Genomic DNA, 13,152 nt, shown 5'->3' on the forward strand with positions numbered 1-13,152 from the left:
CCCGTAGATTTTCGGCTGTTGGATCCAGCCAAAACGGCTTGAAAATTGAAATGGAGGCGAGTCTTGAAGAGCATGGTTCAGAAGTTCTGGTCGGACGAGTCCGGCGCAACCGCGATCGAATACGGCCTGATCGCAGCCGGCATCGCGCTGGCGATCATCACCGTGGTGAACAGCCTGGGCACCACCATGAACGAGAAGTTCGGTTCGATCAGCACCAAGTTGGGCAACTGATCCCGGTTTCCTGATCCCAGCAGGAAGCATTTCTTCATAGCAGCTATTTTGGCGCGCGCCCGCAAAGGAAAGCGATTTCCTTGCGGGCGAAGTCGCATCTGGGGCTCCATAGGTTCTCACCGCTTTCCCACCGCTAATTCACAGGGTTGTCCGCAGGGATCTACCAGCCTTCTCCACAGCCTTTTGGGCGGGCTGTGAAGGATCCTCGTGAGCCTTTTCTCCATGTTATTGACAGGCTTCTCCACAGCCTGTCCACGCCGTTATCCACGGCTTCCGAACAGCGAGCGGTGATCCTTCAAGATCGCCTGCGCGGCGTTGTGGCCGGGAGCGCCGGTGACGCCGCCGCCGGGGTGGGCACCGGAGCCGCAATGGTACAGGCCCTTCAGGGGCCCGCGATAATCGGCATGGCCCAGCATCGGCCGCGCCGAGAACAACTGGTTCAGCGACAGCGCGCCGTGGAAGATGTCGCCACCCAACAGCCCGAACTGCCGTTCGAGATCGAGCGGCGAGAGAATCTGGCGGCCAAGCACGCTGCCGGCAAAGCCCGGCGCGTATTTGTCCACCGTCGCGATCATGAGATCGGCGACCTCGTCGCGATGATCGTCCCAGGACTTTCCGTCCGGCAGCTCCGGCGCGACGTGCTGGCAGAACAGGCTCGCGACATGCTTGCCTTCGGGCGCCAGCGTATCGTCGAGCGTCGAGGGGATCAGCATCTCGACGACCGGCTCCCGGCTCCAGCCTCGCGCCCGCGCGTCGAGATAGGCGCGGTCCATGTAGCCGAGATCAGGAGCCAGGATGATGCCGGAGGAGAGATGATCGCCGTCGCCCGATAGCGCCGTGAAGGAGGGCAGGCGGTCCAGCGCCACGTTCATGCGGAAGGTGCCGGAGCCGTTCTTCCAATTGCGGATGCGGGCGAAGAAGTCGGCGGGCAGCGCGTCGGCCGCGATCAGCCGCGTATAGAGCAGCTTCGGATTGACGTTGGCCGCGACATATTTCGCGCGGATCGTCTCGCCGTTCTCCAGCACGACGCCCACGGCGCGGTCGCGCTCGACGATCACCTCGCGCACGCCGGCACCAGTGTCGATCACGACGCCCCGCTCGCCTGCAGCGCGCGCCATCGCCTGTGTGATCGCACCCATGCCGCCGATGGCGTGGCCCCAGACGCCCTTCTTGCCGTTCACCTCGCCGAAGGCGTGATGCAGCATCACATACGCCGAGCCGGCGGCGTAGGGGCTGGCGTAGTTGCCGACGATGGCATCGAAGCCGAACAGCGCCTTGACCAGATCGTGCTCGAAACGCTCGTCCAGCATCTCGCCGGCCGAGCGGGTGAAGAGGTCGAGCAGGCTGCGGCTCTGCTCCAGCGTCAGGGCGCGCAGGATGTTGGCCGTCTTCCAGGCGTTGACGCCTTCGCGGATCGCGGCCGTGCCGAAGCCGTCGACGAGGTTTGGCGGCGCGCGCAGCACGAACTGCCGCAGCACGTCGGCGATGTCTTCCAGCTCGCGTGAGAAGCCGTCGAGCGCAGCGGCGTCATGCGCGCTCAGCCGTGCGACGGACTCTTTGGTCCGTCCCTCGCCGGTGAGGAGATAGCTGCCGTCTGGGGCGGGCAGGAAATTCTGCGCGCGCCGCTCGACGATTCGCAGGCCCTGCTCGGCCAGCCTGAGGTCGCGGATCACCTGCGGATTGAGCAGGCTCACGGTGTAGGCTGCCACCGAGTTGCGGAAGCCCGGATGAAACTCCTCTGTCACGGCCGCCCCGCCGACCACCTTGCGGCGCTCGACCACGCGCACGCGCAGGCCTGCCATGGCGAGATAGGCCGCGCAGGTGAGGCCGTTGTGGCCGGCACCGATGATGATGACGTCGGTTTCGCTCATGATCTCCCTGGCGTCATTCCGGGGCGATGCGAAGCATCGAACCCGGAACCTCGAGCTTCCCCGGTGCGCAATTGCGCACCTGTGGTCTGGTCCTTCGGACCATCCCGGAATGACATCTCTATATCAAGCAATCGCCGCTGCAACATCACGAGACCCTTTATTGCCCGTTCAGGCGCCTTGTGCTCCATTGCGCGCGTCCGGCGCCCGCCGGGGAATTGCTTGCCGGAGCTTCCATGGATTCGATCGTGCAACCCGCCGCCACGGAGCAGCCGTCGTCGTCGCGAAACCGGCTGCTGCTGACGGTCTACACCGCTGCGATCTTCGTCAGCGCGCTGCTGTTGTTCTCGGTGCAGCCGCTGTTCACGAAGATGGTGCTGCCGCGACTCGGCGGCTCGCCGGCGGTGTGGTCGGTGGCGATGGTGTTTTTCCAGTCGCTGCTGCTGGCCGGCTATGCCTATGCGCATCTGCTGATGCAGACCAGGAATCGCATCGTCCCGGTGGTGGTGCATCTCCTGCTGCTGGTGCTGGCCTTCGCGACCCTGCCGCTCGGCATCGCCTCCGCTTATGGCGAGCCGCCGGCGTCGGGTTATGCGTTCTGGCTGCTCGGACTGTTCGTGGTCTCGATCGGACTGCCGTTCTTCGCGCTCGCCGCCAACAATCCGCTGCTACAGGCCTGGTTCGTCCGCACCGGCCATCCCGCTGGGCACGATCCCTATTTCCTCTATGCCTCCTCCAACATCGGCAGCTTCCTCGCGCTGTTGTCCTATCCGTTCCTGCTGGAGCCGATCTTCACGCTGCACACGCAGAACCGGCTCTGGACCGGCGGCTATGGGGTCCTGATCCTCCTGATCGCCGCCTGCGGCGCGCTGCTGCTGCGTTCGCCGAAGCTCGCGATCGTCGATGCGCAAACCGCGGACGTCAATGCGCCCGCTCCAAGCCTGGTGACGCGGCTGCGCTGGATTTTCCTGGCCGCGGCGCCGTCCGGCCTGCTCATCGCTGTGACCGCGCACATCTCGACCGACGTCGCGGCCGCGCCGCTGCTGTGGGTGCTGCCGCTGTCGCTGTATCTGTTGACCTGGGTGGTGGTGTTCCAGTCGCGGCCGCTATTGCCGCACAAATGGATGCTGATGCTGCAGCCGGTCGCGATCGCGGGCGTCGTTGTCCTGCTGGCGTTCGGCGGCGAGCAGAACCTGCTGCTTACGCTCGGCGGTCACCAGCTCTGCTTCTTCGTCATCGCCATGGCCTGCCATGGCGAACTGGCACGGACCCGGCCGGCCGCCAGATATCTCACCGGATTCTATGTCGCGCTGTCGTTCGGCGGTATGGTCGGCGGTCTGTTCGCGGGCCTGGTGGCGCCGTTCACTTTCTCATGGATCGCCGAATATCCCATCCTGGTCGCGCTCGCCGCGCTGTGCCGGCCGCCCGCGAACGAGCGGCTGGCGGGCATCGTCAAATGGTACTGGCTGGCGCTCGCAGCGCTCGCGGTGGCGCTCGTCGTGCCGTCCACCACGACGGGCGGCCTCTCGACCTGGTTCGAGGATCACCGCGTCTGGGTGGCCGGTGCCGTCGGTGTTCTCGCCGCATTGCTGGCGCTCGCGCTCAATGCTGGTCGCTGGAAGATATTCGCCACCGTGGCGCTCGCGCTGGCGTTGATCCGGGTCTATCCCGCGGACGAAGGCCGCGTCACGACGGTGCGCAGCTTCTTCGGCGTGCACAAGATCGTGGTGACGCCCGGCGGCTATTTCCACGTGCTGATGCACGGCACCACCATTCACGGCGCCGAGCGTTTCCGCAACAATGACGGCACGCCTGTTGCCGGCCGGCCCGAGCCGATCACCTATTATCACAAGGACGGCGGCATCGGGCAGGCCATCACGGCCATCCGCGAGCGCAAGGGCGTGCCGCTGAAGGTGGCTGCGATCGGCGTCGGATCGGGCACGCTCGCCTGCGCGGCCGAACCGGGTGAGGACTGGAAATTCTTCGAGATCGACCAGTCCATGGTCGACGCAGCGAGTGACCCGAAGAACTTCCGTTACATATCGAGTTGCATGCCGGGCCTGAAGCCGGTGATTGGCGATGCCCGTCTCACCTTCGCGAAGGAGCCCGACGGCGTCTATGACCTGATCATCGTCGATGCCTATTCGTCGGATGCGATCCCGATCCATCTCGCCACCGAAGAGGCGATGAAGATCTACAAGGACAAGCTCGCCCCGCACGGCGCCGTGGTGATGCACGTCTCCAACCGGCACCTCGATCTCGAGACCGTCGTGGTCGGCATCGCCGATGCCAACGATCTGAAGAGCTGGGTCTTCAACGAGGATTCCGGGCGCGATTCCGATTACATCTTCTCGACGGACGTCGTCATATCGGCGCGCGAGGACGCCGACGTCGGCCGGCTCGCCGCCTCGAAGTCGTGGGAGCTCACCGAAGCCGACGACAGGGTGCGGGTCTGGACCGACGATTATTCCAACATTCTTGGCGCGCTGTACCGGCGCCTGCGGGACGGGGAGTAAGGCGCGAGACCGAGGGCTACGGCACCACCAGTGTCCCCGCCGGCAACGCAATGCCCTTCTCGCCCGCGACCTGCCGCAGCAGGTCCGGCCGGTCCGAGATGATGCCGTCGACGCCGAACTCGATCATCCGCACCATGTCGTCGCGCTTGTTGACGGTCCACACCACGACGCGCAGTCCGAGATCGTGGGCCTCGGTGACCAGCGACTCCGTGACATCGCCAAAATAGGGCGACCAGATCGCGCCGCCCGCAGCCCTGATCGTCCGGGGCAGCGAGCCGCCGTGATCGGCGGGACTGAAGCCCGCCGTCCAGCTGGTGGCCTTGTCGAGCGCGATGGTCGGCGCTGAGCCGCGCTGGAGTGTCAGATACACGGTCGGAATTTTGGGCGCCTGCTGCTGGACCAGAAGCAGGGTTCGCCAGTCGAACGACTGGATCATGACGCGATCGGAAAATCCCTCGGCCTCGATCAACCCGAGCAGTCTTGCGACAAAAGCCTGCGGATCGAGCGCCTCGTCCGGGTGGTTCGGATCGATCTTGGTCTCGATGTTGAAGCGCACGCGGGTGTTGCCGGACCTGCGCACCAGCGCGAACAGCTCGCCGAGGGTTGGAATGCGCGTTCCCGGCATCGCGCGCTGGTCGGGGAATTGTTTCGCGTAAGAACTGTCCGGCCGGATCTGGCCGACGTCATAGGTCCTGACGTCTTCAAGCCGAAGCTTGATGAATGGCGTCCCTGGCGCAGCGATGTAGCCGCCGTTCCGATCTCGCGCGAGATCGGGGTTGAGACCACGCTCATGCGACACGATCACCTCGCCGTCGGCGGTGATGCCGACGTCAAGCTCCAGCGTGTCCACGCCCATTGTCAACGCGTTGGCAAAAGCAGGCAGGGTGTTTTCCGGCAGCAGCGCCCGCCCGCCGCGATGCGCCTCGAGGTCAAAGGCCAAGTCGGATCCCATAGCCTCTCCCGCAACCAGAACCGAGAGCGCGGTCAGAATTATCGCTGCACGTGATGTCATCACAGTCCGAAGGGGCAGTGGAAAGCACGGCATTTAAACGTATCTTGCGCGCCGGGCCTATTCTAAGGGCGTTCGTGAGTCGATTCACGCCCAAGCCGGCGCATTTTCCTGCTGTCGACAGGTGCGATGCCTGCCCGACCGCCGCGAGGGCAAGTGGCCGGATGCCCTGGCGCGGCTGCGGCTCGCTGCAGCCGCGCTGAACGCCGAGAAGAATACGCAGTTCGTCCGTTTTCCCGAGATCGATCCCTGGCTGATCGATGCGATCTGGCGCGTCTCCGACGGCAAGCCGGACAATGCCGCGAAGGACGAAGCCTTCGGCGCCGCTCAGCGCGCGCACGAGACCAGCGCGGGTGCGGCGCTGTCGCAGATGGCGGCCCGGTTCGGCGCCGGCAACGATGAGATCGCCGGACTGGTGAGGCGGCAGCAGGATCTGAAAGCGAGCCTCGAAACGCTCGACAAGCGCGTGACGTCCGAACTCGGGCAGGCGGACGGCAAGCGCAACGACGCACTGATCGCCAGCCTGCGCGCGCAGACCGCGCAAACGCGAAGATTGCTCGAAGACGTCTCGGCCCAGCTCGATCGCAGTTTTCCGGCCTATGCTGAATTGTCCAATCCGCAACCGCTGTCCATCGCGCAAACGCAGGGGCTGCTGAAGCCCGATGAGGCTCTGGTGGCGTTCATCGTGCGCGGTGACAAGACCTACGCCTTGGCGGTGGCGCGTGCGCTCGGCGCCTCGCCGCAGGACGACGTCAAGCTCGGCTCAGCCGCGACCGTGACCAGCGTCAGCACGCTGCCGCTCGATCAATACCGTGTCGTCGATTTCGCTACCCACGGCCTCGTTGCCGGCGAGGTCAGCGGCCTCAGCGAGCCCGCGCTCGTGCTGACATTGCCGGACAAGCCGACCAGCGACGATGACGGCCTGCTCACGGCAAGCCGCATCGCAAAACTCAAGCTGGATGCGGACTGGGCGGTGCTTTCGGCCTGCAACACGGCAGCCGGCGACAAGCCTGGCGCCGAGGGCCTGTCGGGCCTTGCGCGCGCGTTCTTTTATGCCGGCGCGCGGGCGCTTCTCGTCTCGCATTGGCCGGTCGATTCCGATGCGGCGGTGCGGTTGACCACGGGCGCCTTCTCCGAGCTCACAGCGCATCCCGGCATCGGCCGTGCCGAAGCGCTGCGCCGGTCGATGAAAGCTTTGATTGCCGACCGGTCGTCGTCCCGCAACGCCGATCCTGCCGTGTGGGCGCCGTTCGTGCTGGTGGGCGAGGGCGGCTGACGGCGACCGCGTTCAGATTCAGATAGTGTCAGTTCTGGTAGTAATAGCCGCGCGGCTGATAAACCTGCCGGGGTTGAGGCTGATAATAGGAGCCCTGCTGGCCGTAGCCCTGGTTGTAATATTGCTGCGGCTGCTGCTGATAGACCTGCGCGTCATAGAGCGGGCGGTTGCCGCGCGGCGCCGGATAGCGCGCGCCGGTGTCGCTGCCGTCGGCCGGATAGATGTAGTTGTCGTCCTGCGGCATGTAGCGGCGAGCGGGCTGCGCCTGCGGCGCCAGGTTCACCGGATCGCCCGACGTGGCGTACTGCTCCTCCGCCGGCTGCGGGGCGCGGGCGACCGCGTTGTTGGTTCGGCCGCGCGGATTGCGGGCGAGCGCCACCTGCGCCGAGCCGGTCAGCGTCACCGTGGTGTTGAGCACGCCCTGCTGCTGCACCAGCGCATAGAGCGTCGAGGCATTCTGGCGCGACAGCCGCACGCAACCGTGCGAGGCGGGCGAGCCGAGCCGGCCGACCGAGTCGGTGCCGTGGATGGCGTGCCCGACCTTGGTGAAGAAGATCGCGTGCGGCATCGGCGCGTCGTCGAATTCCTTGGAGTAGTGATCCTCTTCCATGCGAAAGGTGCGGAACGCGCCGTTCGGCGTTTCGCGCGAGGGGATGCCGGTCGACACCGGCCAGTGATAGCGCGCGACGCCGTCAACGGCGACGGTCATCTGCTGATTGTCCTTGTCGACGGTGATCTCGACCTTGGCCTGCGCAGTGCCGGCGCTCAAAAGCGTCAACGAGGCAAAAGCGATGAAATAAGAACGCATCTGGAAACGCATTTGAATTCTGGCCTCCGGCCTGTTCACGCTAGGCGCCGCGGCTCTCCGTCCCCCGGCGTGCAATATGCCTGCAATCCGGCATTCGTTCCAGCGGCCTGCCCAGCCATCGTTAACGTGATGCCGGGCGTAAGCAAGGCCGCTTTGTGCCGCGCAGGCCGCGGCCCTGCTGACATTTTCGCGAGCGGATCCGTTCATGATGGCGCCAATTTGTCATGAAGACGCAACCAATTGCCCGCATCTGCGTTAATGCGGCGCTGATCTCTCGGCCAGCGGTCATCGCGGCCGGCTCACCCTTAGGAAATGTAATGAACACAGTTCGTGTCGCCGCCGCTTCGTTGCCGGCCGGTCGTTCTGCCCGTCTGCTCTTCGCAGGCGCCGCTATCCTCCTCGGCCTTTCGTGCCTGCCTCAGCCCGGGCACGCCCAGGGTATCGTGCGTGGCGCTCAGGAAGGCTCCTATGAAGGCAATCGGATCGCCGGCCCGGTGGGTGGCGCGGTCGGAGGCGTCGTCGGCGCTGGTGTGGGCGGTGCCGTGGGCGCGGTCGAGGGCGTATTTGGCATTCCCCATCGCGGCCATCGCCGCTGCCGCGGCTATTATGACGGCTACAATCGCTTCCACTGCTACAGGTGACGTCCACCGTCGTCATTCCGGGGCGCCCGAAGGGCGAGCCCGGAATCCATCGTGCGGCGGAGTTGGTGGATGAATGGATTCCGGGCTCGCGCTACGCGCGCCCCCGAATGACAGCTCAATTCTTCAACCGGTACCCGGTCCGGAAAATCCACCAGATCACAGCGAGGCAAATCAGCAGGAACGCCAGCGTCATGCCGATGCTGACGGCAACGCTGACATCCGCGATCTCGTAGAAGCTCCAGCGGAAGCCGGAGATCAGATAGACGACCGGGTTGAGCAGCGCCACCGTGCGCCAGGTCGGCGGCAGCATGTCGATGGAATAGAAGCTGCCGCCGAGGAATGTCAGCGGCGTCACCACCAGCATCGGGATCATCTGGAGCTTTTCGAACCCGTCGGCCCAGATGCCGATGACGAAGCCGAACAGGCTGAACGTCACCGCCGTCAGCACCAGGAAGGTCAGCATCCAGACCGGGTGATGGATGTGCAGCGGCACGAACAAGCCGGCCGTTGCCAGGATGATGAGGCCCAGAATGATCGACTTGGTCGCGGCGGCGCCGACATAGCCCAGCACGATCTCGACATGGGAAATCGGCGCCGACAGGATCTCGTAGATCGTGCCGGTGAATTTCGGGAAATAGATGCCGAAGGAAGCGTTGGCGATGCTCTGCGTCAGCACCGAGAGCATGATCAGGCCCGGCACGATGAAGGTGCCGTAGCTGACGCCCTCGACCTGGCTGATGCGCGAGCCGATCGCGGCGCCGAACACCACGAAATAGAGCGAGGTCGAGACGACCGGTGAGACGATGCTTTGCAGCACCGTGCGCCAGGTGCGTGCCATTTCGAACAGATAGATGGCGCGGACAGCGCGATAGTTCATGACGTCCTCACGAGGTCGACGAAGATGTCCTCGAGCGACGATTGCGTCGTGTCGAGATCGTTGAAGCGGATGCCGGCGTTGCGCAGGTCGCTGAGCAGGCTGGTGATGCCGGTGCGATCGCCCTTGGTGTCGTAGTCGTAGACCAGCGTCGCGCCATTCTCGCTAAGGTCGAGCTCATAATGGGCAAGGCTGTCGGGGAGCGAGGTGATCCTGTTCTGCAGATGCAGCGTCAGCCGCTTCTTGCCGAGCTTCTGCATCAAGGTCGCCTTGTTCTCGACCAGAACGATCTCGCCCTTGTTGATGATGCCGATGCGGTCGGCCATCTCCTCGGCTTCCTCGATGTAGTGCGTGGTGAGGATGATGGTGACGCCGGATTGCTGCAGCGTGCGCACCACCTCCCACATGCCCTTGCGCAGCTCGACGTCGACGCCGGCGGTCGGCTCGTCCAGGAACAGGATCTGCGGCTCGTGCGACAGCGCTTTCGCAATCATCACGCGGCGCTTCATGCCGCCGGAAAGCGTGATGATCTTGTTGTCCTTCTTGTCCCAGAGCGAGAGGTCTTTCAGCACCTTCTCGATGTGCGCAGGGTTCTTCGGCTTGCCGAACAGGCCGCGGGAGAAGCTCACGGTCGCCCACACGCTCTCGAAGGCGTCGGTGTGCAATTCCTGCGGCACCAGCCCGATCAGCGAGCGTGCCTTGCGGTAGGATGTGCGGATGTCCTCGCCGCCGACGAGGACCTTGCCCTCGCTCGGATTGGCGATGCCGCAGATGATCGAGATCAGCGTGGTCTTGCCGGCGCCGTTCGGGCCGAGCAGCGCAAAGATCTCGCCTGGCTTGATATCGAGATTGACGTTCTTGAGCGCCTTGAAGCCGGACCCATAGGTCTTCGACAAATTGGCGACGGAGATGATGGAAGACATGATGGCCGCAGGGCTGAAGGGCAAAGGCTTGGGAGGGGAAGGCTGGAACCCACCTGGGGGCGGGTCAGCGGAGCCCTGAAATAGGAAGGCGGTAGCCCGGCCGCAATTGGCCGGAGAAAAATGGTCTCAAAACAGGCCCTTCGGTGGCAGGTTTCAGGCAAGTGTTGCGCGATGGTCACGGCCTGATGCTAAGATTGTGGTTCACGCGGCTCTTTGTTGCGTCTGCGAGCAGGCCGTGGCTACGATTCCGCCCAATCGCAAAGCGTACTGTCCCCAGGGAAAAAGATCGATGAGACCGAACGGCCGTCACACCGCCGGCGCCAGCCAATTGTCCGCCATCCGCGTGTGGGCGATCTGCCTGCTGCTGCTGTCAGCTGTTGCCATCAGCCCGACCTCCGCCAGGGCCGCGCCCAGCCAGGCCGCCGCCACGACGCATGTCTACCTGCTCCGCGGCGTGCTCAACATCTTCTCGCTCGGGCTCGACACGATCGGCTCCCGGCTCCAGGCGCAGGGCATCCCGGTGACCGTCGCGAACTTCGTGTCGTGGTCCTCGCTCGCCGATGAGGCCGCGGCCAATTACAGGGCTGGCCGGCTCAAGACCATCGTGCTGGTCGGACATTCCTCAGGGGCCACCGCGCTGCCGGACATGATCGCCAAGCTCAAGCAGCTCGGTGTTCCCGTGAAGCTCGCGATTGGCCTCGATTCCGTGTTCAAGACCAGGCTTACGACCGGTGCGGAGCGCTACATCAACATCTACATCGGTGACGGTCCGGGCGAGCCGGTGAGGGCCGCCGACGGTTTCCGCGGCAAGCTCGACAATGTCGACGTGCGCGGCACCGGCGTCGGGCATATCTCGATCGACAAGAACGAGGCGATCCAGCGCCGCGTCATCGCCGAGATCGACGCGGCGATCATGCGCTCGCGCGCACCGGCAACCCCGGTCGCCGAACCCGGCGCGCCGCGCCAGGCGCGGTCGGCAGCGGCGACGGCGCCCGCCAGGAACTGAAGCACTAGCCTGCATTATTCAGCTTGGTCACGACGCCGTCGACTTCATGGTCGGCGGCGTCGTTGTCTTGTCGGCCGTAAAGACGTTGGCGCCGAATACGCCAGGGGCCCGCCGCGGTCGCGGCGAGCCCTGCAAATATCGGTCTGGACGGACTTACTTCTTCTCGGGCACCCAGGTCGTGCTCGCCTTGTCGTACTTGAAGCCCGGGGCCTCCTTGAGCGTGTCCTTGGTCTCGTCGATCGTCAGCCACCATTTGTCGTTCTTCTTGGCGGTCTTGACCGCGCTGAAGGGAATGATGACGTCCTTTTCACCGACGCCCAGGAAGCCGCCGACGCCGAGCACGAGGCCGGTGATCTTGCCGGACTTGTCGACCAGCACGTCGTCGATGTCGCCGATCTTGCTTTCCTTGGGATCGTAGACGGCCTGCTTGTAGTAGTTGGTCACCGTCCAGCTTTCCGCCGGCGCCGATTTCACCGTGGTGGTTGCTGCATGCGCGGCGGTAGCGGCCGCAACCGCGAGAGCACATGCCAATGCGAGTTTCTTCATGATGGTCCTCCTCAACCGTTGATCGAGGTGCCAACGGGATAAATTGGCAAAGGTTCCCCCTGGCGAGCCCAGGGAACCTCGCGTTCGATCGAGTGTTGTTGCATCATGGTTCAGAAACGAAATGCGGGACCGATGTCGGTTCAGCCCGAGCGATGCTGGTCTGCCGTGCCGGTCGGCGAGACTGCGCCGGCCGACAAGCCCCGCTTGCGACTGACCCGTTTGAGCGCGAAGCGAGCCGGCCTGTTGAGGCAGCAGGCACTGCGGATGCAGCGCGCATTGCTCGCCGGCAAGAGCGACGGTCGCAAGTTTTCGCCGAAATGACGAGCCGGTTGTCCGGCGTGCCGTATGTTTGGGACCAGAGCACGTGAAGCTATTCCAGTGTCCGTCGTGCCGGCAGCCAGTCTCGTTCGAGCACACCGCGTGCGCGAACTGCGGCACCCAGTTGGTGTTCGATCCGTCGAGCATCAACCTGACCAAACTCGCATTCAATCAGTCCTGCCGTAACCGCGAGATCATCGGCTGCAATTGGTGTGTCGAGGGCGCGGATTGGTACTGCGACTCCTGTCGCCTCACGCGCACCATCCCGCATCTCGGCAGCACCAGGAACGTCATGCTCTGGCGGCGAGTGGAGGAAGCCAAGCGCCGTCTTCTCTATGATCTTCGCCGCCTCGGACTGCCGCTGGTATCCCGCAGCGGTGACCGTGTGGCATTCGACATTCTCTCCGACGAAATCAATCCGATCCTGACTGGGCATCTCTCGGGCGTGATCACGCTCAACCTCGCGGAAGCCGACGATGTCGAGCGCGAGGCCCGCCGTGTGGCGTTCCGGGAGCCGTACCGCACCCTGCTCGGGCATTTCCGGCACGAGATCGGCCACTTCTACTGGGACCTGCTGGTCAACGGCACGACGTTCCAGGCGCCATTCAGGCTGATCTTCGGTGACGAGACGCAGGACTATCAAGCGGCGATCAGCAGCTATTACGGCCGCACTGATCGTTCATACGACCGGAGCGGCTTCATCAGCGAATACGCCACCTCCCACCCCTGGGAGGATTGGGCGGAGACGTTTGCGCATTTTCTCCATATCCTGTCGACGCTGGACTCGCTGGCGGGTCTGCCGTTGTCCCTCGATGAGCGCGCCCGGCAGACCCTGACGGATCCCTATCTGGAGAGCGACTTCGAGGCGCTGCTGGCGTTGTGGAGCCCGTTGTCCCGCGGCCTCAACGAGCTCAACCGCTCGCTTGGGATGAACGATGCCTATCCGTTCGACATATCGCCAGCGGTGAAGGGCAAGCTCCACCTCGTGCACATGGCGATCGTCGGGTTTCGCGAGCAGCAGAGGTTGGCGGCGTAACGCGACGGACAGCTTCCGCGACGTCAGGACGGCGCGAATGGTAGCCGTCGGACACTTGGACTGCGTCGCCGATAATGCTTTTTCCGTCGCAATTGTCCTG

The 13,152-nt window shown here is 64.5% G+C and carries 13 protein-coding genes; 7 read left to right on the plus strand and 6 right to left on the minus strand.

Annotated features, from left to right (window positions below; all coding sequences use genetic code 11):
• Positions 1 to 72 precede the first annotated feature (72 nt).
• On the plus strand, positions 73 to 231 hold the full coding sequence (locus WHZ77_RS08305) for a Flp family type IVb pilin (protein WP_375314678.1): 159 nt from the start codon (positions 73 to 75) through the stop codon (positions 229 to 231).
• A gap of 260 nt (positions 232 to 491) precedes the next feature.
• On the opposite strand, the gene WHZ77_RS08310 is transcribed toward WHZ77_RS08305, so the two are convergent.
• Complete coding sequence (locus WHZ77_RS08310) at positions 492 to 2,102, minus strand: phytoene desaturase family protein (protein ID WP_375313233.1); 1,611 nt, start codon at positions 2,100 to 2,102, stop codon at positions 492 to 494.
• Between the two features lie 233 nt (positions 2,103 to 2,335).
• On the opposite strand from WHZ77_RS08310, the gene WHZ77_RS08315 reads away from it, so the two are divergent.
• Positions 2,336 to 4,615, plus strand: a complete 2,280-nt coding sequence (locus WHZ77_RS08315; protein ID WP_375313234.1) for a spermidine synthase — start codon at positions 2,336 to 2,338, stop codon at positions 4,613 to 4,615.
• Between the two features lie 16 nt (positions 4,616 to 4,631).
• On the opposite strand, the gene WHZ77_RS08320 is transcribed toward WHZ77_RS08315, so the two are convergent.
• Positions 4,632 to 5,567, minus strand: coding sequence for a glycerophosphodiester phosphodiesterase (locus WHZ77_RS08320; RefSeq protein ID WP_375313235.1), 936 nt, complete (start codon positions 5,565 to 5,567; stop codon positions 4,632 to 4,634).
• Between the two features lie 181 nt (positions 5,568 to 5,748).
• Here WHZ77_RS08320 and WHZ77_RS08325 point away from each other — a divergent pair, with 181 nt between their 5' ends.
• Positions 5,749 to 6,900 carry a CHAT domain-containing protein gene (locus tag WHZ77_RS08325; RefSeq protein WP_375313236.1) on the plus strand — a complete coding sequence of 384 codons (1,152 nt, stop codon included), beginning with the start codon at positions 5,749 to 5,751 and terminating at the stop codon, positions 6,898 to 6,900.
• Between the two features lie 28 nt (positions 6,901 to 6,928).
• On the opposite strand, the gene WHZ77_RS08330 is transcribed toward WHZ77_RS08325, so the two are convergent.
• A complete protein-coding gene (locus WHZ77_RS08330; RefSeq protein WP_375313237.1) occupies positions 6,929 to 7,708 on the minus strand; it encodes a L,D-transpeptidase in 780 nt (259 codons plus the stop codon).
• Between the two features lie 317 nt (positions 7,709 to 8,025).
• Here WHZ77_RS08330 and WHZ77_RS08335 point away from each other — a divergent pair, with 317 nt between their 5' ends.
• Positions 8,026 to 8,349 carry a hypothetical protein gene (locus tag WHZ77_RS08335; protein WP_375313238.1) on the plus strand — a complete coding sequence of 108 codons (324 nt, stop codon included), beginning with the start codon at positions 8,026 to 8,028 and terminating at the stop codon, positions 8,347 to 8,349.
• 115 nt (positions 8,350 to 8,464) lie between these two features.
• Here WHZ77_RS08335 and WHZ77_RS08340 read toward each other — a convergent pair whose 3' ends face one another.
• Positions 8,465 to 9,226 (minus strand): ABC transporter permease, encoded by a 762-nt coding sequence (locus tag WHZ77_RS08340; RefSeq protein ID WP_375313239.1) that lies wholly within the window; start codon positions 9,224 to 9,226, stop codon positions 8,465 to 8,467.
• A complete protein-coding gene (locus WHZ77_RS08345; RefSeq protein WP_375313240.1) occupies positions 9,223 to 10,146 on the minus strand; it encodes an ABC transporter ATP-binding protein in 924 nt (307 codons plus the stop codon). Before WHZ77_RS08345 ends, WHZ77_RS08340 begins: the two co-directional genes overlap by 4 nt.
• 289 nt (positions 10,147 to 10,435) lie before the next feature.
• On the opposite strand from WHZ77_RS08345, the gene WHZ77_RS08350 reads away from it, so the two are divergent.
• Entirely contained in the window at positions 10,436 to 11,152 is a 717-nt protein-coding gene (locus tag WHZ77_RS08350; protein WP_375313241.1) for a hypothetical protein, read from the plus strand.
• A 153-nt stretch (positions 11,153 to 11,305) separates the two neighbouring features.
• Here the strand turns inward: WHZ77_RS08350 and WHZ77_RS08355 are convergent, their stop codons facing one another.
• Entirely contained in the window at positions 11,306 to 11,698 is a 393-nt protein-coding gene (locus tag WHZ77_RS08355; RefSeq protein ID WP_375313242.1) for a PRC-barrel domain-containing protein, read from the minus strand.
• Between the two features lie 132 nt (positions 11,699 to 11,830).
• On the opposite strand from WHZ77_RS08355, the gene WHZ77_RS08360 reads away from it, so the two are divergent.
• Together WHZ77_RS08360 and WHZ77_RS08365 are read left to right on the plus strand one after the other, a co-directional pair.
• Positions 11,831 to 12,019, plus strand: a complete 189-nt coding sequence (locus tag WHZ77_RS08360) for a hypothetical protein (RefSeq protein ID WP_375313243.1) — start codon at positions 11,831 to 11,833, stop codon at positions 12,017 to 12,019.
• Positions 12,020 to 12,062: 43 nt separating this feature from the next.
• On the plus strand, positions 12,063 to 13,052 hold the full coding sequence (locus WHZ77_RS08365; protein WP_375313244.1) for a putative zinc-binding metallopeptidase: 990 nt from the start codon (positions 12,063 to 12,065) through the stop codon (positions 13,050 to 13,052).
• Positions 13,053 to 13,152: the final 100 nt, after the last annotated feature.

It is taken from the genome of Bradyrhizobium sp. A5 (genome assembly GCF_042076515.1).
Taxonomy (GTDB): Bacteria; Pseudomonadota; Alphaproteobacteria; order Rhizobiales; family Xanthobacteraceae; genus Bradyrhizobium; species Bradyrhizobium cosmicum.

Coding starts and splice junctions, on each gene's coding strand:
- WHZ77_RS08305 (WP_375314678.1), top strand. CDS start 73: ATGGTTCAGAAGTTCTGGTCGGACGAGTCCGGCGCAACCGCGATCGAA.
- WHZ77_RS08310 (WP_375313233.1), bottom strand. CDS start 2,102: ATGAGCGAAACCGACGTCATCATCATCGGTGCCGGCCACAACGGCCTC.
- WHZ77_RS08315 (WP_375313234.1), top strand. CDS start 2,336: ATGGATTCGATCGTGCAACCCGCCGCCACGGAGCAGCCGTCGTCGTCG.
- WHZ77_RS08320 (WP_375313235.1), bottom strand. CDS start 5,567: ATGGGATCCGACTTGGCCTTTGACCTCGAGGCGCATCGCGGCGGGCGG.
- WHZ77_RS08330 (WP_375313237.1), bottom strand. CDS start 7,708: ATGCGTTCTTATTTCATCGCTTTTGCCTCGTTGACGCTTTTGAGCGCC.
- WHZ77_RS08335 (WP_375313238.1), top strand. CDS start 8,026: ATGAACACAGTTCGTGTCGCCGCCGCTTCGTTGCCGGCCGGTCGTTCT.
- WHZ77_RS08340 (WP_375313239.1), bottom strand. CDS start 9,226: ATGAACTATCGCGCTGTCCGCGCCATCTATCTGTTCGAAATGGCACGC.
- WHZ77_RS08345 (WP_375313240.1), bottom strand. CDS start 10,146: ATGTCTTCCATCATCTCCGTCGCCAATTTGTCGAAGACCTATGGGTCC.
- WHZ77_RS08350 (WP_375313241.1), top strand. CDS start 10,436: ATGAGACCGAACGGCCGTCACACCGCCGGCGCCAGCCAATTGTCCGCC.
- WHZ77_RS08355 (WP_375313242.1), bottom strand. CDS start 11,698: ATGAAGAAACTCGCATTGGCATGTGCTCTCGCGGTTGCGGCCGCTACC.
- WHZ77_RS08360 (WP_375313243.1), top strand. CDS start 11,831: ATGTCGGTTCAGCCCGAGCGATGCTGGTCTGCCGTGCCGGTCGGCGAG.